The organism is Cytobacillus sp. FSL M8-0252 (assembly GCF_038007345.1).
GTDB lineage: Bacteria > Bacillota > Bacilli > Bacillales > Cytobacillaceae > Cytobacillus > Cytobacillus kochii.
Window position 1 is genome coordinate 449,338 of sequence record NZ_JBBOWZ010000001.1, and the last position, 19,583, is coordinate 468,920.

At 38.7% G+C, this 19,583-nt stretch carries 18 protein-coding genes; 16 read left to right on the top strand and 2 right to left on the bottom strand.

Annotated elements, in window-relative coordinates; all coding sequences use genetic code 11:
• The first annotated feature begins 287 nt into the window (after positions 1-287).
• Together fdhF and MKX83_RS02350 are read left to right on the top strand one after the other, a co-directional pair.
• Positions 288-3,251 (top strand): formate dehydrogenase subunit alpha, encoded by a 2,964-nt coding sequence (gene fdhF, locus MKX83_RS02345; RefSeq protein ID WP_341053853.1) that lies wholly within the window; start codon positions 288-290, stop codon positions 3,249-3,251.
• A complete protein-coding gene (locus tag MKX83_RS02350; protein WP_341053855.1) occupies positions 3,244-3,837 on the top strand; it encodes a DUF1641 domain-containing protein in 594 nt (197 codons plus the stop codon). The genes fdhF and MKX83_RS02350 overlap by 8 nt, the downstream gene beginning before the upstream one ends.
• Before the next feature lie 184 nt (positions 3,838-4,021).
• On the opposite strand, the gene MKX83_RS02355 is transcribed toward MKX83_RS02350, so the two are convergent.
• Positions 4,022-4,336 (bottom strand): winged helix-turn-helix transcriptional regulator, encoded by a 315-nt coding sequence (locus MKX83_RS02355; RefSeq protein ID WP_095370884.1) that lies wholly within the window; start codon positions 4,334-4,336, stop codon positions 4,022-4,024.
• Positions 4,337-4,476: 140 nt separating this feature from the next.
• Between MKX83_RS02355 and MKX83_RS02360 the strand changes: the two genes are divergently transcribed.
• The 5 genes from MKX83_RS02360 to MKX83_RS02380 are packed head-to-tail and all read left to right on the top strand — an operon-like array spanning position 4,477 to position 8,871.
• Complete coding sequence (locus MKX83_RS02360) at positions 4,477-5,331, top strand: VOC family protein (protein WP_341053858.1); 855 nt, start codon at positions 4,477-4,479, stop codon at positions 5,329-5,331.
• A 13-nt stretch (positions 5,332-5,344) separates the two neighbouring features.
• Positions 5,345-6,436 carry an FAD-dependent monooxygenase gene (locus tag MKX83_RS02365; RefSeq protein ID WP_341053861.1) on the top strand — a complete coding sequence of 364 codons (1,092 nt, stop codon included), beginning with the start codon at positions 5,345-5,347 and terminating at the stop codon, positions 6,434-6,436.
• Positions 6,437-6,455: 19 nt separating this feature from the next.
• Complete coding sequence (locus tag MKX83_RS02370; RefSeq protein WP_095370881.1) at positions 6,456-7,211, top strand: GTP cyclohydrolase II; 756 nt, start codon at positions 6,456-6,458, stop codon at positions 7,209-7,211.
• Positions 7,204-8,292 carry a bifunctional diaminohydroxyphosphoribosylaminopyrimidine deaminase/5-amino-6-(5-phosphoribosylamino)uracil reductase RibD gene (gene ribD, locus MKX83_RS02375; protein WP_289432718.1) on the top strand — a complete coding sequence of 363 codons (1,089 nt, stop codon included), beginning with the start codon at positions 7,204-7,206 and terminating at the stop codon, positions 8,290-8,292. Before MKX83_RS02370 ends, ribD begins: the two co-directional genes overlap by 8 nt.
• A 12-nt stretch (positions 8,293-8,304) precedes the next feature.
• On the top strand, positions 8,305-8,871 hold the full coding sequence (locus MKX83_RS02380) for a 5' nucleotidase, NT5C type (protein WP_341053864.1): 567 nt from the start codon (positions 8,305-8,307) through the stop codon (positions 8,869-8,871).
• A 413-nt stretch (positions 8,872-9,284) separates the two neighbouring features.
• Here MKX83_RS02380 and MKX83_RS02385 read toward each other — a convergent pair whose 3' ends face one another.
• A complete protein-coding gene (locus MKX83_RS02385) occupies positions 9,285-9,728 on the bottom strand; it encodes a hypothetical protein (RefSeq protein WP_095370879.1) in 444 nt (147 codons plus the stop codon).
• A 100-nt stretch (positions 9,729-9,828) separates the two neighbouring features.
• Here MKX83_RS02385 and MKX83_RS02390 point away from each other — a divergent pair, with 100 nt between their 5' ends.
• The 9 genes from MKX83_RS02390 (at position 9,829) to MKX83_RS02430 (ending at position 19,577) form a co-directional block, all read left to right on the top strand.
• Positions 9,829-11,127: a D-serine ammonia-lyase gene (locus MKX83_RS02390; RefSeq protein WP_322910307.1), complete on the top strand. Its 1,299-nt coding sequence runs from the start codon at positions 9,829-9,831 to the stop codon at positions 11,125-11,127.
• Between the two features lie 4 nt (positions 11,128-11,131).
• On the top strand, positions 11,132-12,331 hold the full coding sequence (locus tag MKX83_RS02395) for an alanyl-tRNA editing protein (RefSeq protein WP_341053868.1): 1,200 nt from the start codon (positions 11,132-11,134) through the stop codon (positions 12,329-12,331).
• 175 nt (positions 12,332-12,506) lie between these two features.
• The gene (locus tag MKX83_RS02400; RefSeq protein ID WP_095370876.1) at positions 12,507-12,824 is read left to right on the top strand and encodes a DUF3870 domain-containing protein; all 318 of its coding nucleotides are present in this window, start codon (positions 12,507-12,509) and stop codon (positions 12,822-12,824) included.
• A 157-nt stretch (positions 12,825-12,981) separates the two neighbouring features.
• On the top strand, positions 12,982-13,806 hold the full coding sequence (locus tag MKX83_RS02405; RefSeq protein ID WP_340977495.1) for a M55 family metallopeptidase: 825 nt from the start codon (positions 12,982-12,984) through the stop codon (positions 13,804-13,806).
• Between the two features lie 12 nt (positions 13,807-13,818).
• On the top strand, positions 13,819-14,751 hold the full coding sequence (locus MKX83_RS02410) for an ABC transporter permease (protein ID WP_095370874.1): 933 nt from the start codon (positions 13,819-13,821) through the stop codon (positions 14,749-14,751).
• Positions 14,751-15,701, top strand: coding sequence for an ABC transporter permease (locus MKX83_RS02415; RefSeq protein ID WP_095370873.1), 951 nt, complete (start codon positions 14,751-14,753; stop codon positions 15,699-15,701). Before MKX83_RS02410 ends, MKX83_RS02415 begins: the two co-directional genes overlap by 1 nt.
• 5 nt (positions 15,702-15,706) lie before the next feature.
• A complete protein-coding gene (locus MKX83_RS02420) occupies positions 15,707-16,705 on the top strand; it encodes an ABC transporter ATP-binding protein (RefSeq protein ID WP_095370872.1) in 999 nt (332 codons plus the stop codon).
• Between the two features lie 70 nt (positions 16,706-16,775).
• Complete coding sequence (locus MKX83_RS02425) at positions 16,776-18,404, top strand: peptide ABC transporter substrate-binding protein (RefSeq protein ID WP_340977501.1); 1,629 nt, start codon at positions 16,776-16,778, stop codon at positions 18,402-18,404.
• Positions 18,405-18,650: 246 nt separating this feature from the next.
• Positions 18,651-19,577, top strand: coding sequence for a S66 peptidase family protein (locus tag MKX83_RS02430; RefSeq protein ID WP_328198959.1), 927 nt, complete (start codon positions 18,651-18,653; stop codon positions 19,575-19,577).
• Positions 19,578-19,583 lie beyond the last annotated feature (6 nt).

The following is a 19,583-nucleotide window of genomic DNA, read 5'->3' on the forward strand; positions in this document are numbered from 1 at the left end:
TCCTTTCCCAAACTTGACTGTTTGGGGGGATGAGTTTTTTCGTTTTAGAAATAAAAAAAATAGATTTTTAGTGAATAACAATCCTACTTAAATGAGAATTATTAAATTTTCATATGTAGAGTATTGCGATTCATATCGTATTTAATTATTGGTTAAGAGAAGGACATTTGATTATAACCATTAAAATTAACGGAAAATTATAAAAATACAATCCTGTTTATGCAGGGAATGAATGGGTAAAGGGGAAATAGTAGATAGGTAAATAAAGGGATTAAGGGGGGCTCATAGTGACAGAGAAGTTTGAGGTCACAATTAATGGAGAAACAACAAGTGTGAGTAATCAAAAGTCGGTTATGCAGCTATTAAATACAATGAATATTGAGGTACCATCACTTTGTTATCATCCTAGTTTAGGAGCTATTGAAACTTGTGACACTTGTATTGTGAAAGTAAATGGGGAATATGTCCGTTCGTGCTCAACGACCATACAGCCAAATGATAAGGTTGAAACAGTAGGTGAAGATATCCATGAAGCACAGATGATCGCTATGGATCGCATATTAGGTAATCATGAATTATATTGTACAGTTTGTGACTTTAATAACGGCAATTGCGAAATACATAATACCGTCAAGGAAATGAAGATTTCCCATCAAGAGACTGATCATACATCAAAAGATGCAGAAGTACAAAGAAATGAGTTTTATCGATATGATCCTGATCAATGTATCCTTTGTGGTAGATGTGTCGAGGCATGTCAGAACTTACAAGTTAATGAAACGTTAACAATTGATTGGGATTTAAAGCGACCACGAGTAATTTGGGACAAGGATTCTCCGATTGAAGAATCGTCATGTGTAAACTGTGGTCATTGTTCAACTGTTTGCCCTTGTAATGCCATGATGGAAGTTGGGATGGAAGGAGAAGCCGGATTCTTAACCGGTGTTAAACAACAATCTCTTCGTCCGATGATTGAACTAACGAAGAATATTGAAACAGGTTATGAGTCTCTTTTAACCATTTCGGATATAGAAGCAACTATGCGAGAAGAAAGAATTAATAAGACGAAAACAGTTTGTACATATTGTGGCGTAGGCTGTTCGTTTGATGTGTGGACAAAAGGAAGGCAAATATTAAAAGTAGAACCGCAGGAGGAAGCACCAGCAAATGGTGTATCAACTTGTGTGAAAGGTAAATTCGGCTGGGATTTTGTTAATAGTGAAGAGCGCTTGACCAAGCCATTGATAAGAGATGAAGAAGGTTTCAAAGAAGTGGAGTGGGAGGAAGCGCTTACTTTTATTAGTTCAAAAATGACTGAGATAAAAACGAATCATGGACCTGATTCATTAGCTTTTGTTGCATCTTCTAAATGTACAAATGAAGAGTCCTATTTAATGCAAAAATTAGCGAGAGCTGTCATCGGGACAAATAATGTTGATAATTGTTCCCGTTATTGCCAATCTCCAGCAACAAAGGGACTATGGAGAACAGTAGGTTACGGAGGCGATTCTGGCAGCATTAGTGATATTGCTCAAGCAGAGTTAATCATTTCTATCGGCTCCAATACAGCAGAATCCCACCCTGTTTTGGCGACAAGAGTAAAACGAGCGCAGAAACTAAACGGTCAAAAAGTGATTGTGGCAGATTTACGGAAGCATGAATTAGCTGAACGAGCAGACCTTTTCGTTCAACCTGCACCGGGCAGCGATCTTGTTTGGCTTTCAGCAGTGACAAAATATATTGTCGATCAAGGCTGGCATGATGAAGCGTTCTTAGCTGCGCATGTCAATGATGTAGAAGTTTTCTTCGAAAGTTTAACGCCCTATACATTATCATACGCTTCTGAAGTGACGCACTTATCAGAAGAAGAGCTGATCTCAATCGCTGAAAGAATTCATGAAGCAAAAACAACATCTATCCTTTGGGCGATGGGTGTGACACAGCATGGTGGAGGGAGTGACACAAGTACAGCTATCTCTAATTTGCTTCTTGTAACAGGAAACTATATGAAACCAGGTGCAGGTGCTTATCCACTTAGAGGTCATAATAATGTGCAAGGAACAAGTGATTTTGGCAGTATGCCAGACCGTTTTCCTGGTTATCAATATGTAACCGATGAAAGTGTCAGACAACGTTTTGAGGAGCAGTGGGGTGTGGACCTCCCTAGTGAGCCTGGTTTAAATAATCAAGAAATGGTAGAAGCCATTCATGAAGGGAAATTAAAGGCTTTATATATAAAGGGCGAAGATATGGGGATTGTTGATACGAATATCAATCATGTACAAGCAGCTTTTGAAAAACTAGAACTGTTTATTGTGCAAGATATCTTTTTCTCGAAAACATGCCAATATGCGGATGTAGTATTACCAGCCAGCCCTAGTTTGGAGAAAGAAGGAACGTTTACCAATACTGAAAGAAGAATTCAACGTTTATATAGAGTAATGGAACCGCTGGGTGATTCTAAGCCTGATTGGGAAATTATTATGGCTATTGCTAATCAACTAGGTGGAGATTGGAACTATCAACATCCAAGTGAGATTATGGATGAAGCCGCATCTCTTACCCCGTTAATGGCTGGAGTCAATTATGATCGGTTAGAAGGCTATAAAAGTCTACAATGGCCAGTAGCAGCAGATGGCAAGGATACTCCACTCTTATTCACAGATGGATTTTCACTACCGGGTGGAAAAGCTATTCTCCATCCAGTGAAATGGACACAACCGCTTACTTTCAATGAAGAATATGATATCCATGTCAACAATGGTCGACTGCTAGAGCATTTTCATGAAGGGAATATGACTTACAAATCTAAAGCGATTTCCGGTAAAACACCTAATGTCTTTCTGGAGGTTTCAGGCGAATTGGCAGCGGAAAGAGGGATTAGAGATGGTACGAAAGTTAAGTTAACATCTCCCTATGGCAGTGTAAGGGTAAGCTGCCTCGTCACTGATCGAGTAAAAGGTAAGCAGGTCTATTTACCAATGAATACATCTGGAGAGGGCGCTATTAACTATTTAACTAGTTCGCATACAGATAAGGATACAGATACGCCTGCATATAAAGAGATTTCAGCTAAGCTTGAGGTAATAGAAGAAGATGGAGAGTCTCCATTACCACGGAAGAATCATCGCTTCGGTACACCTCAACCGCAAGTAGGTGTGAATGTGGAAGGGAAATGGCAGAGGAGCGACTATATTTTTCCTGGAGATCTTGTAAGAGAGAGGAGGAGGAGGAGGAGGAGACATGGCTAAAGCAACAACAGTTATACGAAAAATCGAAGTGTCGCCTGAAGAGCAGAGAAATAGGGAATTAAAGGAACTGGAAGATAGTATTGTGAATAACCGCCGAGCAATTATTGATTCTATACACTTAATACAAAGAATCCACGAAAAAGGCATCCTTCATATCGTAGAAAGTATGCTGGGACAAAGTGACAAAATTCTTGATCGTGTCCTGTTATCAATGGAGCATCCTGAAGTTACAGGATCAATTAAAAATTCGTTCCTTCTCCTTGAAGTCTTAGGAAAAATAGATTTAAAGGAATGGGAACCGATGATTGATAAAATAAATACTGCACTTACCCGCATGGTAGAGGTTCAACAATCAGATAAGGAAAAAAAGGAAGTGACCATGCTATCTATGCTAAGGGATTCAGAGGTAAGGGAAGGAATGAGTATTCTACTTGCTTTTGTGAAAGGACTTGGATCAAGTGAGGGTAAGGAAAAGGAAGAGATAGTAAAACAAAATTTGGGCACCAGAAAGTTTAATAAGAATTGGCTCTTTTTTATAGGTGGAGCAGCAGTTATGTCTATCCCGTTATTTTTAAAGAGAAAATAAGAATGAATTTCCGGCCAATGTGCCGGAAATTTTTTTTGGGGAGGGGAGAAAAGAGGGACGGTGCCTCTGATAAGAATAAAATGCGCATATAAGCGGCTACGGAAGTAGCGAGAAGTGTGGGCAAAAGACCTCACTCATAAAAAAAGGTCCCCATAGTACGTATATGGGGATTTATTGTCGTTCTTTATTCGGCTTGCAACCATTCTTGAGACCACTTCTCTATTTCGCGTAAAACGGGCTCTAGGGCCATTCCTTTGTCTGTAAGCGAATACTCTATTCTTACGGGCGTTTCCGGATACACCTCGCGTTTAACAATACCTTGTTGTTCAAGGTCCTTTAATCTTTCGGACAAGACTCTACCGCTAATGCTCATTGAAGATTCTAATGTACAAAAGCGTTTAGGTCCTGCTAATAGTTGATAGATTACTAGACCAGTCCAACGTTGGCTCATGATACTCATGGCTTTTTCGAATCGAGGACATATCAGTGCTTGATTCAAAATGGTCACCCCTATTCGATGATTTCCTTATATCTTAACAATACATGATTATTGTACTTGACACAAGTAGTTAACAAAAATATAATTACTTACATAAAGTAACTAACATAACTAAAAGACAATTAAAGGGGTTAATGCAAATGAATACGTTTCATGCAGAGCCAAATATCTACGCACAGAAAATAGATCTTAAAGTAACAAATTTACAAACATCACTAAGATTCTATCAAGATATATTAGGTTTCCAAGTATTGCATCAAAGCAAGCATGAAGTGTCATTATCAGCTGATGGGAATCAAACTTTAGTGCAATTACATGCGCCAGAAGGTTTGCAGAAAAAAGAGCTGAGAAGAACAGGGCTATATCATTTTGCCATCCTGCTTCCAACGAGAAATGACTTAGCTAAGATCATTCGCCACTTTATTAAAGTGAATTATCCTTTACAAGGAGCGTCTGATCATGATGTGAGTGAAGCCCTTTATTTAGCAGACCCAGACGGAAATGGGATTGAAATTTATGCTGATCGCCCAAAAACGTCTTGGGATTGGAAGGGCGAAGAAGTTGTCATGGGCACCAATGCCTTAGATGTTCAAAGTATTATGAGTGAATGGGACGGTAATGAGTGGAATGGTATGCCGAATGAAACAATTATGGGACATATTCATTTACATGTAAATAATATAGAAGAAGCAAAAACTTTTTATTGTGAGGGTCTAGGCTTTGAAGTAGTTACTCATTATGGTAATCAAGCATTGTTTATTTCTACTGGGAAGTACCATCATCATATTGGCTTAAATATTTGGAACGGAACCATGGCTGTAGCGCCTTCAGCTAATAGTGTTGGGATGGCTTTCTATACGCTCGTTTTCCCGAAAAACAAGCTTGAACAGGCTGTTGAAAGACTTCAAACGATGAATATAGAGGTCGAAAGGCAAGCGGACAGTTATATGGTGAGTGACCCCGCTGGAAATAATATTAAGTTAGTCGTTGAATAGAAAGGTGAGCCTTATGGATGTTAACTACGATGTATGTATTGTTGGTGCCGGACCTGGCGGCGCATTATTGGGATATTTATTAGCGAAAAAAGGCATCAATGTCATCGTGCTAGAACGTAATGAAAATATGGATAAAGAATTCAGAGGAGAACATTTAAATCACTTAGGTGAAAATGTACTTAAAAAATATCAATTGTTTGATCAGGTCAAACAATTAGGTATATTGCCGATGGAAGGAATAGAGTACTGGCAGAACGGGAGAATTCTTAGAACTGTCTCACCAGCTCCAGATGAAAGACATGTTGGCATCCATGTACCGCAAAAGCATTTATTATCAGTTCTATTAAAAGAATCTTTACAGTTCTCCGCCTATCGCCTATTAACAGGTACAAGGGCTACTGAATTGATGCTCTCAGATGGGAAAGTAAAAGGGGTAAAAGCGAAAAGGAAAAATGGAGAAGAAATAACGATTCACTCCTCCATTGTTATTGGTTCAGATGGTAGGCATTCAACGATTAGAAAGCTAGCTAAAATTCCATTTGAAAAAATTGAACACGATTACGATTTACTTTGGGCAAAATTCCCTGCACCACAAAATTGGCAACCTGTTATACGACAAGGCTTAGTAAACGATCATCAACTAGCGCTATTTACACAAACGAATTCTTATATTCAAGTGGGATGGAATATAGATAAAGGTGCTTTTGCAGAGATTAGGAAACAACCAGTGGAAACATATATAGAAAAGTTAATTCAGGCATTTCCAGATTTACAACAATCTGTGTTAAAGTATATTCAATCGTGGCAGGATTTTATTTTACTAAATGTACAAAGCTGTCGTTGCCAAACTTGGGTTAAGGATGGCTTAGTACTAATGGGAGACGCAGCTCATACGATGAGTCCAACAGGCGCATTTGGCTTAAATAGTGCCTTGATTGATGCAGAAACTTTATATCCAACGATAGTTAAAGCTTTAGCTGCAAACGATACAAGTGCAGCATGCTTAAATGAGTTTGAAAGATATAGAAGAACAGATATTGAATCTTTACAATTAGAGCAACAAAAGATGGAGGCTTCATACAGAGAGCAGTTTGTCTCTGCCTGAGTCTTAGGGGGAGAAATAAATGAATCAAATAAACATAGAAACAAAAGCAATTGAAATATTAGAAAAAAAGATTCAGAGAATTGATCGAGGTGATCGTTCTGTTTATTTAGTAGGGCCGATTCGCTTACCTGTAAACCTAGATGGAGAAACTGTGCATTTTAAATGGTATTGCTGGTTAGATAGTGCTGAAGTGATGGAAGATACGAGCAAGATTGTCGCTCATTTATCTTCTGCTAATCTTGCTGATTCACAGCAATCAAGTGTCCTTGTTTACGGTGATTTTGAGGATAGTGAAGATGCATTGGTGCGTTTCCACTCGATTTGTCATACCGGGGATATTTTTGGCAGCAAGCGTTGTGATTGCGGATACCAACTTAAGCAATCTATGAAAATGATGGTGGCAAATGGTTCGGGCGCATTGTTTTACTTAGCTAATCATGAGGGAAGAGGCATTGGGTTATTTAGTAAAGCGATGGCTTATGTACTGCAGGAAAATGGGTATGATACCGTCGAGGCAAATGAAGAGCTTGGCTTTGTGGATGACTCTCGAAAATATGATGAAGCAATCACTGTATTACAACAATTGAGGAAAAAGCCTATTACATTAATCACGAATAATCCCAAGAAATTAGATGCTTTAACAGATGCAGGAGCCTTATTAGTAGGTCGGACACCACTATGGGGGGATATCTCTGATTTTAATGAAAAGTATCTGCAAACAAAGGTGTTAAAATCCGGACATCTTCAGGCAGAAGGGGTGTCGAGAGATGAGTAATGATCAATTTTACATGGAGTTAGCATTGCAAAATGCCAAAGCGATGAAGGGACAAACAGATCCCAATCCGCTTGTAGGTGCCGTAATTGTAAATAACCAGCGGATTGTGGGTATCGGCGCGCATATGAAAGCAGGTGAACCACATGCAGAAATTCATGCTCTCAATATGGCAGGTGATCAAGCGAAAGGGGCAACGATTTATGTCACCTTGGAACCTTGTTCCCATCATGGACGAACGGGTCCCTGTGCGGAGGCCCTTGTTCAAGCGGGGATAAAAAAATGCGTTATCGCTTCATTAGACCCCAATCCTATTGTTAGTGGGAATGGAGTAAGGATATTAGAAAAAGCAGGTATCGAAGTAATTATTGGTATTTGTGAACAAGCAGCAATAGAGATGAATGAGGTATTTAATCATTATATAACTGCTGATCGTCCTTTCATTACCCTGAAATCTGGTATTTCACTGGATGGTAAAATTGCTACACATACAGCTAGCAGTAAGTGGATTACTTCAGAAGAAGCAAGATTAGATGTACACCAGTTAAGAAGTAACCATCAAGCGATTTTAGTTGGAATCGGAACAGTGCTTCATGATGACCCAGCTCTAACGTCTAGAATACAAAATGGTAGAAATCCCATTAGACTTGTGTTAGATTCAACTTTACGTATCCCTATGGAAAGTCAGCTTGTTAATGATGGATTAGCACCAACATGGATTTTTACTGGTTCCTACTATGATCAAGAGAAGAAAACGCAGCTAGAAGAGAAGGGCATTCGTCTCTTTCATACAGCAACAGAAAAAGTAACTATCGCTGAAGTAATGACTATGTTAAAAGAAGAGCAAATTTCTTCTGTTCTGATTGAAGGCGGCGGCAATGTCAGTGCGTCCTTTTTAGAGGACGGTTATATTGATAAAGTAGTTATTTATTTAGCGCCTAAGTTAGTTGGTGGAAAAGAAGCACCAACCTTTTTAGAAGGTACAGGGGTTGCTCTTATGAGTGAAGCGGTAGAATTAGAGCATGTAACGGTGACTCCGATTGGCAAAGACTTTAAGTTTGTTGGATATCCTACTAACAAATAAAGGACTGAAATGATGAGGTTTGGTTTTGATATTGATGATACTTTAATCGATTTAAGAGGACATGCATTAAGTATTTATAATCGGAAATTAAAGAAGGAGATTGAAGCATCTGCACTTCAACAATTAAACACACTTGAAATCCATTCTTTATATGATTTGACTGATGATGAAGGTTTCAAAATGTGGAATCAACATCAAGAGGAAATCTTTTTTACGAACTGCAAAGCTTTTCCTGGCGCACTTGAGCTTTTACAGAAGCTGGCGGCAATGGGGCATGAGATCTTTTATATTACCGCAAGAGATGCGGACTATTGCCAGCAAACGAAAGCTTGGATGAAGCAATTCGGTTTTCCAATTGAAGAAGGTCACTTTTTCTGTGGAATGAAGGATCACGAAAAAGTGAATATCATTAAAGAGCTTCAGCTAGATTATTATGTTGATGATAAACCACAAATATTGCACACACTCAAAGAGACAAAGGTCACATGTTTTTTAAAGGATCAATCATATAATCAAGAGGCTTGTGATTGGGAAAGAATAAAAGACTGGCAAGTGTATTTAAGAAATATCGACCAATAAAAAAACTGACTCAGATTGTCGTATACATACGACAATATAGAGTCAGTTTTTTTAGCATCTCGTGGAAATAGTAAAAGTGAAGGAATCTAATGAAATGAAATACGAAATACAATTATTGCTTGATGTATACACTTCCAAAAGGTTGATAGAAGTGCTCCATATCGTTAAAATATCATGACTCATTTCCGATAGACTCTCGATTTTTTAAAAATTTGCTAAGAAGTGATATGTTTGTTGAAAAAGTGGAGGGAGAGTTTTGAGTAATTGAAAAAGATATTCACTGTTTGGAACAGCCGCCAGCTCCCCATGGAGAGGCTAGTTTTAAGTGGAGTAAAATTAATCACAAAAGGCTGTAACACAAGATGTGTACAACTCTTTGTGAATAAATTTACTTAAATTGTAGTGAATTAGCTTTACTTCATTTTATCTACTAAAGGTTGTTCAGATGATTGAGTCATGGCTATGAACCCATTAACAATTAATATGTAAATAGGATAGAGAATGACACAAATAAGAATAATGATACTGGTGACTGGGTTAGGTGATTCGATTGTCATTGAAAACGGTAAGAATATTGCAGTGATAAGCATCATGATGGAAAAGAAAGGAATCCAAGTAATGCTAGTAAAATATCTTATTCTTTTATGGTGTAGCCATTTTGTAGTTAAATGAAAAATATAGGCAGTACCTAAGAGAAGGATGATCAGAATAAGTGTATTACTAATAATGATAACCATACTGACATTTATGCCTGTCCAGCGACTGATTCTATTAACATTGCTTGAAAGTTGTACGGGGAAATAAGCGATGAGTGCATAAAATAGGCTCAGCAGATTCATTTTTTTAAATGTAGTCATGGGGGTTCTTCCTTTCTCAATTTTACAATTACACTCGACAAAACCAATGTAGTTCGGCCAAAATAAGGATAAAGCGTAATGATAAGAAGGTGTATAGGATATGATAAATAATCAAATACAACAGTTATTAGCAGATGATTCACTTATTAAAAAGCTAGTTAAATATGAACCAGTACTATGGTTGAATCAACAATATGATTCTACGATTCGTGGTCCTTTATCTAGTGTACATGTTGAAGACGCTATAAGACGTTTAGAAAGATTTGCTCCATATATTGCTAAAGCTTTTCCTGAAACAAGCAAGCAGAAGGGTATCATTGAATCTCCTCTACTCACATTGTTCAATATGAAGGAAAAACATGTAAATGTCAAAGGAGACTTACTGCTAAAGGCAGATAATGAACTTCCTATATCGGGATCTATTAAAGCTAGAGGTGGGATATATGAAGTATTAAAGCATGCAGAACACCTTGCTTTATCTGAAGGGATTCTTAACCTTACTGATGATTATAGCAAATTATTTAATCAGCAGGCATTTTTTTCACAGTATAGTATAGCTGTTGGTTCTACAGGTAATCTTGGTTTAAGTATCGGTATAATGGGTGCAAAACTTGGATTTCGCGTATATGTACATATGTCGAGTGAGGCAAAGAAGTGGAAGAAGGAATTATTGAAGCAAAAAGGTGTACAGGTCATCGAGCATACTTCAGATTTTAGCGCGGCGGTAGCTGAAGGTAGAAGACAAGCAGAGAGCGATCCGACTATGTATTTTATAGATGATGAGCATTCTGAACACCTTTTTCTTGGATATGCAGTTGCTGCCTTTCGTCTAAAGAAACAGCTAGAAGAACAGCAAATTAGCATCTCTCAAGAGTATCCATTATTTGTCTACTTACCTTGTGGGGTAGGAGGGGGGCCAGGGGGCATTACCTTTGGTTTAAAACAAGTTTTTGGTGAGCATGTACATTGTTTCTTTGCTGAACCGACACACGCACCGGCCATGTTATTAGGTTTGCGAACAGGCCTGCATGAGAAGATTTCGGTACAGGATATTGGAATAGAGCTGAAGACAGAGGCGGATGGACTCGCTGTTGGACGCCCCTCTCAATTAGTTGGTCATATGCTAGAAAAAGCGATAAGTGGTGTATATACTGTTTCGGACCGTGAGTTGTATGAAATGATGCATTTTTTGAAAAACGAGGAGGGTATTTTCTTGGAGCCTTCAGCTTTAGCAGGGTTCTTAGGTCCGAAAAAAATCCTTCAATCAATGTATTCTGAGCAAGTTGGTATTACTAATATGAGTAAGGCAACTCATCTCGTATGGGGAACAGGTGGCAGTATGGTCCCTGATGAAATACAGCAACAATATTTACATTTGGCAAAAAAGGCGGGGGAATAAAGAGATGAATTTCACAAAAAAGCTATTTTATAATGATGCTTATACACAAACATTTACAACAAATATCTCTAAGGTAGGTAAAGATACAGAAGGCAGCTACGTCGTATTAGAAGAAACTGCGTTTTACCCGACCGGTGGTGGACAACCTGCTGATAAGGGATGGCTAAATGGTGTAGAGGTAATGAATGTTGAAGAAAAGGAGGGTGAGATTAGGCATTATTTGGCGCAGTTGTTAGACGAAGGGGAGAAAGTCGATGGTAAAATTAACTGGGGCCGTCGCTTTGATCATATGCAGCAGCATGCTGGTCAGCATATTCTTTCAGCTGCCTTTGCTGAAACGTTTCAATATCAAACGATTAGCTTTCATTTAGGCAAAGAAATTGTTTCAATAGATTTAGACATTGAAGACGTAACGGATGAAGAACTCGAAAGGGTGGAAAATGTAGCGAATCAAATCATTCTTGAAAATAGAGAAATAGAGACAGTATGGGTAGAGAAAGAGGATCTTTACAAGTATCCACTTCGAAAAGAAACAACGGTCTCTCATCATATTCGTTTAGTGATTATTCGATCATTTGACTATAATGGATGTGGTGGTACACACCCTTCTTCAACTGGGGAAGTAAGTGTGATTAAAATTCTCGGAACAGAGAGACATAAAAAGAAAACGCGAATTTACTTTGTTTGTGGTGCAAGGGTATTGCAGCAATTGCATCAAAAAAATAAAGTTTTGAATGAAGCAACCAAGTTATTAAGTGCACCTGAGGAAGATGTAGCACAAACAATTAAAAAGCTTTTAGTGGATATGAAAAGCTTGCAAAAGCAATTAGAGGTAAATGGAGAACAACTTTTGCAATTTGAAGCACGTCAATTAATGACTACAGCAAAGACAAACGATAACTGCTTGGTTGTCGGTAAGGTTTTTCTTAATCGTTCAATCAGTGAATTGCAATGGATGGCCAAATGGATGACAGCAGAGAAAGAGAATAATCTTATTGTGTTTATTAATGAAACGGAAGACAAGCTTCAATGTATTTGTGCAAGTGGAACACAAGTAGACTTTAGCATGAAGGAAATTTGTAGCAAGTTACTCTTTGAGATAAAAGGTAAGGGTGGAGGCAACCAAACTTTCGCTCAAGGTGGCGGAGAGCGCAGTGTAGAGGGAAAAGTCCTGCTAGACAAGGCGCTTTCATATGTTATATAATCTAACATAAATAAGACAAAATTAAAAAAATATTACGAAAAATATTGAAAATTGATTGTCAAAGCTAGGACGAATGGTTTACAATTCTAAGTAAGGGTCTTATGCATTACAATGAATGTTTATGTTTTTACATAAGCACCTCTTGTAATATCCATACTGGCTAGGAGGAAGAAAAATGTTTCCGCCAAATACCCTCTATATTATTGGAGAGAGTAAAACCTCTTCTAACAATGCGATCATGCAACAATACAATGGTTTTTTCATTGCCTTTGTGGTTGAGAAAGATTCTGGGAAGATTATCGATGCTGAATGCTCTTCAACCATAGGTTTAACATCAGCTTTCATCCAATCTATTTTCGTTGGGCAAAGTTTGTTGGAGTCGGATTTCTTATTAAATGAAATCGAAACGAGATATTTTGGATCATCGCAGAAAGCCATAATGGTAGCGTATCGCAATGCACTTATTAAATATAACCAAATTAAAATGAAATAGCTGCTTTTTCTGTTTATCGCAGATAAAATCCAGCGACTAAAGGTTTATTTCACTCTGCCTTGGTCGTTGGATTTTTTTGATTTCTAATGATGAAGGTATGATATTTATTTGTAAAATATTTTCAATTTTCTGAGAATCATAAGCTGGAGGGGACAAAATGAAATTATATGTGTCAGTCGATATGGAAGGAATTACAGGGCTTGCTGATTATACTCAAGTAGATTCAGCTAAAAACAACTATGAACGTGGTCGGAGAATTATGACTGATGAAGCGAACTATGTAATCACAGAGGCCTTCAATCAAGGTTGTGAAGAGGTGCTTGTGAATGATAGTCATTCGAAAATGAATAATTTAATGATTGAATATCTCCATCCAGATACAAGTTTGATTACTGGGGATGTAAAGCCCTTTTCAATGGTAGAAGGCTTAGATGAATCTTATGCTGGAGCAATTTTTGTCGGATATCATGCCCGCGCTTCCATGAAGGGCGTAATGTCGCATTCTATGTTTTTTAATGTGAGAAATATGTTTATTAACGATGTTGTTGTTGGTGAGTTGGGGTTCAATGCATATGTAGCTGGATACTATGGTGTCCCTGTCATCATGGTGGCTGGTGATGACCAAGCAGCGAAAGAAGCAGAAAGCTTAATTCCTCATATAACGACAGCGATAGTGAAAGAAACGATTACCCGTTCAGCAGTGAAGTCACTTACGCCAGCAAAAGCAGAGATTTTATTGAAAGAAAAGACAGTGCAAGCAATAGAGAATAAAGAAAGAGTTAAGCCGCTTGTGCCTCCAGATAAGCCGCTCCTTAAAATTGAGTTTGCTAATTATGGTCAAGCAGAGTGGGCAGCATTAATGCCCGGAACTCATTTGGAAGAGGGAACAACAACGGTGCAATTTCAAGCGAAAGACATCTTAGAGGCTTATCGTGCCATGCTTGTCATGACTGAATTAGCTTCGAGAACATCATATTGCTAAGGAGGTGTGTCTATGCTTAAGTACATTGGAAAACGACTCGGGGCGATGGTCATCACCTTATGGGTAATCATCACACTTACATTCTTTCTTATGCATGCTATACCAGGTTCGCCATTTAATAATGAACGTGCAACAAGTGAAGCTGTTCAAAGGAACTTAGAAGCATTCTATCATTTAGATGAACCACTATATGTCCAGTATTTTTCTTATATCCAATCTGTCGTTACCTTTGATTTTGGACCTTCGATTAAAAAGCCGGCGCAGTCGGTTAATGATATGCTCGGTCGGGGCTTTCCTGTTTCTTTTGAATTAGGGATGGTAACCCTCATAGTGGCCGTTATATCCGGGATTACCCTCGGCGTGATCGCCGCCCTTAGACATAATGGCTTTATAGATTATTTAGCTATGACTGTAGCTGTTTTAGGTATTTCCATTCCGAATTTTGTCATGGCAACCATGCTAATTCAGCAACTTGCAGTTAACCTTCCAATTTTTCCTGTAGCAACATGGTCGAGTCCAATGCATATGGTGCTACCGACTCTAGCGCTTGCGACTGGACCGATGGCAATTATTGCTAGGCTTACAAGATCCAGCATGCTAGAAGTGTTAACTCAGGACTATATTCGCACAGCGAAAGCGAAAGGTTTGAAGCCTGTAACAATCGTTTTTAGACATGCACTGCGCAATGCGCTTTTACCGGTAGTAACCGTGCTAGGTACATTAGCTGCCAGTATTCTTACAGGTACATTTGTGATTGAGAAAATATTTGCTATCCCGGGCATGGGGAAGTATTTCGTTGAGAGTATCAATACGCGTGACTATCCAGTCATTATGGGGACTACGGTGTTTTACAGCTCGATATTAATCGTCATGTTATTCCTTGTCGACATTGCTTACGGCATATTAGACCCTAGAATTAAGCTTCATAAAAAGGAGGGGAACTGATGGAGATACAAAAGCAAACGAACGATACATATACAGATATTCCAGATGATTGGTTTTCCCCGAAAGAAAAAGATGAAAGAAAAGCGGAAGCGGTAGTTAGACCAAGTCTTTCTTATTGGCAAGATGCATGGAAAAGGCTATTGAAGAATAAATTGGCTATGTCAGGGCTCGTTTTTCTTGTTCTTTTAACCATTATGTCTTTTGTAGGACCGTTGATTTCCCCTCATAATGGATCGGAACAAATGCTGGCGAATCAAAACTTAGCGCCATCTTCAGAATTTTGGTTTGGCACAGATGAACTAGGTAGAGATGTCTTTACTCGAGTGTGGGAAGGGGCCCAAGTTTCCTTATTTGTTGGTCTTGCTGCAGCACTTATTGACTTTGCCATTGGTGTTGCTTATGGAGGCATTGCCGGTTATAAGGGTGGACGCACAGATAATGTAATGATGCGGATTGTAGAGGTATTATACGGTCTTCCTTATCTTTTAGTTGTGATTTTAATAAGTGTGGTCATGGGACCAGGATTATTCACCATTATTTTTGCCCTGTCGATCACAGGCTGGGTAGGAATGGCAAGGATTGTCCGTGGGCAAGTTCTTCAGGTGAAAAACTATGAATTTGTAATGGCATCGAAAACCTTTGGTACGAAAACGGGGAGAATCATTCGTAAAAACTTACTTCCGAATACGATGGGACCGATAATCGTTCAGATGACTTTAACAGTACCATCAGCCATTTTCGCTGAAGCCTTTCTTAGTTTCTTAGGGTTAGGGATTCAACCCCCACTAGCTAGTTGGGGATCGATGGCTAATGATGCACTCACTTCCATATTAACTGGAGATTGGTGGAGACTATTCTTCCCAGCGTTATTTATTAGTTTAACGATGTTCTCATTTAATGTGTTAGGTGACGGTTTACAAGACGCATTGGATCCTAAGTTAAGGAGGTAACAATCATGGAGAAAATACTTGAAGTGGAAGATCTGCATGTAACGTTTAAGACGTATGGCGGAGAAGTAAAAGCAGTAAGAGGTGTTACCTTCGACTTAAATAAGGGAGAAACATTAGCCATTGTTGGCGAGTCGGGTTGTGGGAAAAGTGTGACCTCACAAAGTATTATGAGGCTCATCCCCTCACCACCAGGAAAGATTGCGTCTGGTGCGATTCGATTTAAAAATAAAGACCTCGTGAATATTTCTGAAAAAGAAATGAGAACTGTACGCGGGAAGGATATTTCAATGATTTTCCAAGATCCAATGACGGCATTAAACCCGACATTGACTGTAGGAAAGCAGCTCATAGAAGGCATTATACAACATGATGGTTCAACAAAAGAAAAGGCAAGAAAACGGGCACTTGATATGTTAAATCTTGTCGGTATTCCTGATGCAGATATGCGTATGAAAAACTACCCTCATGAATTTAGTGGGGGGATGAGACAAAGGCTGATGATTGCCATCGCCCTGGTGTGTGAGCCGGAAATTCTTATTGCTGATGAACCAACAACAGCTTTGGATGTAACAATCCAAGCGCAAATACTTGATTTATTTAAAGAAATACAAAAGAAGACTGATGTATCCATTATTTTGATCACACATGATTTAGGTGTGGTCGCCCAAGTAGCTGACCGCATTGCCGTTATGTACGCTGGTAAAATCGTTGAGGAAGGCACGAGGAGAGAAATTTTTTATCAGCCCCAGCACCCTTATACGAAAGGGTTGTTGCAATCTGTACCGAGACTCGATCTAATTGGCGGGGAACTGGTTCCTATTTTAGGTTCACCCCCTGATTTATTTTCACCACCAATTGGTTGTCCATTTACAGCAAGATGTGATTTTGCTATGGAAGTATGTGATAAGATCATTCCTCGTGAAAAGAAACTTTCCAATACACATAAAGTGGATTGTTGGTTGCAAGATGAAAGGGCGCAAAAATTAAAAATGATGGTCAAGTAAGCAGTCTTAATATTTATCAGCTGAAATAGCTGAAAATATAAAATTTTATAAAGATGAAGGGGGAAATATGATGAAGAAGCTATTCTCACTTGTATTATTACTAGTTTTCGCTCTTGTTCTATCTGCTTGTACAGCGAATGAGGAGGCAGGGAAGGAAACAGATGGTGAAACTGGAGGAGGAGAAGAGGCGGCAGAAAAAGTATTGTATATGAATAATGCCCAAGAACCGACCTCTTTTGACCCGCCAATCGGTTTTGATAGTGTCTCTTGGTCGGCATTGAATAACTTGATGGAAGGCTTAACAAGATTAGGAGAGGATCACCAACCAGCTCCAGCAATTGCTGAGAAATGGGATGTTTCTGAGGATGGTAAAGTTTATACATTCCATTTAAGAGACGATGCGAAATGGTCTAATGGCGATGATGTAACAGCGGGCGATTTCGTTTATGCGTGGAAAAGGCTACTAAACCCAGATACTGGTTCGGCTGCCGCGTTTTTAGGTTATTTCATTGAAGGTGGAGAAGCTTTTAATAACGGCGATGGTTCTGCAGATGATGTTCAAGTAAAGGCTGTCGATGAAAAAACATTTGAAGTAACATTAACAAGTCCACAAGCTTACTTCTTAAGCGTTATCACGAATCCGGCGTTCTTCCCGATTAATGAAAAAGTGGCTGAAGAAAACCCAGAATGGTTCGCAGAAGCTGATTCATATGTTTCAAATGGACCTTTCAAATTAACAGAATGGCAGCATGATAGCCACTTTGTAATGGAGAAAAATGAGAACTATTGGGATGCAACTAATGTGAAGTTAGACAAGGTTCACTGGGCGATGGTGGATGATGAAACAACAGAATATCAAATGTATAAAACTGGTGAACTTGATACATCAGCTGTTCCAGCGGAGTTGAGCGAAGAATTATTTGCTGATGGTTCTGCACAAATGGTCGAACAGGCGGGAGATTATTTCTACCGTTTTAATGTAACGATGGAACCATTCCAAAATGTGAATATTCGTAAGGCGTTTGTCATGGCAATCAATCAACAAGAGATTGTTGATTACGTTACAAAAAATGGTGAAGAGCCAGCATATGGATTTGTTTCCCCAGGGTTTAAAGATCCATCAGGTAAGGATTTCCGTGAAGCTAGTGGTAATCTGGTAGAAACTAATCTTGAGGAAGCGAAGGCTCTTTTAGCAAAAGGAATGGAAGAAGAAGGATATGAAACACTTCCTGAAGTCACGTTAACTTATAGCACAAGTGAGAATCACAAAAAAATGGCAGAAGCGATCCAACAAATGCTTAAAGAAAACTTAGATGTTAGTGTGAAATTGGCGAATATGGAATGGAATGTCTTTTCAGAAGAACAAACAGCTCTTAAGTTCCAATTCTCTAGAAGTTCTTTCTTAGCTGACTATGCTGATCCAATTAACTTCCTAGAAAATTTCCAAACAGGACATTCAATGAACCGTACAGGTTGGTCTAATGAAGAATATGACAAATTGATTAAAGATGCTAAGAACGAAGCAAACGAAGAAAAGCGTTTTGAAATGATGTATGAAGCCGAGAAAATCCTTTTTGAAGAAATGCCGATCATGCCGATTCACTTCTACAATCAAGTGTATTTACAGAATGAAGATATAACTGGTATTGTTCGCCATCCAGTTGGCTATATCGAATTGAAGTGGGCAGATAAAAAATAATTTTATTAAGATATGAGGTTTGAATGGTGAGGTGAGCCCTTTCGAGGGTTCACTCTTCACATATAGTAAGAAATGATAGCTGAACAGCTCTTATATTTCGACAATATTTCCTGAGAAATAAATAGATTGATGTCTAGATTTGCCTAATCGCGCTTAAAAGATTGCTTGTGATGTTAGGTAGTGATGAAATAACAGAATACACATACGCATATATTGAAGTAATGACAATGAAAAGGATGTGGGGAAATGATCATCAAACCGGCTAGATTACGCATGGGGGATACAGTCGGGGTAATCGCACCTGCAAGCCCACCAAATCAAGAAAACTTAAAACGTTCATTTGCTTTTTTGGAGAAAGAATTAGGATTGAAAATAAAGCTCGGCCAGTCTCTCTTTGAACAATACGGTTATTTAGCTGGGCCGAATGAGAATAGATTAAAAGATTTACATATGATGTTTGCTGATAAGGAAGTCAAAGCCATTATCTGTGCAGGAGGTGGCTATGGAACAGCTAGAATTGCTGATGATATTGATTATAAAATGATTGCTGAAAATCCAAAGGTTTTTTGGGGCTATAGTGATATTACTTTTCTACATACAGCTATTCGACAACAGACGGGGTTAGTTACTTTTCATGGACCGATGCTAGCTTCAGATATCGGCTCAGTGCAAGAGGATCAAACGTTATCGAAGACTTTTATGAAGCAAATAATGGAACCAGAAGGTAGGGTATATCCTAAAACATTAGGGAATCTTGAGACAATTGTTTCAGGAGTAGCAGAAGGTGACATTGTCGGAGGTAATCTGTGTTTGCTCACTAGCACAATAGGAACTGCATTTGAGATTGATACGAAGGATAAAATTATCTTAATCGAAGATGTTCATGAGGAGCCGAGATCGATTGACCGCATGTTGAATCAACTATATATGGCTGGGAAGCTCCAACAAGCAGCAGGGTTCGTCATTGGGAATTTTAAGAATTGTAAGCCTGAAAGAGAACAATCATTATCACTAGATGAAGTGTTAGATTACTATTTTAAACTTATCGGAAAGCCAGCTGTGAAAGGCTTCATGATTGGTCATTGTACACCGCATTTTTCTTTACCACTTGGTGTACCTGCAAAGCTTAATGCCGAGACACAAGATTTAACGATTGAACATGGAGTCTTATAAAGGTGG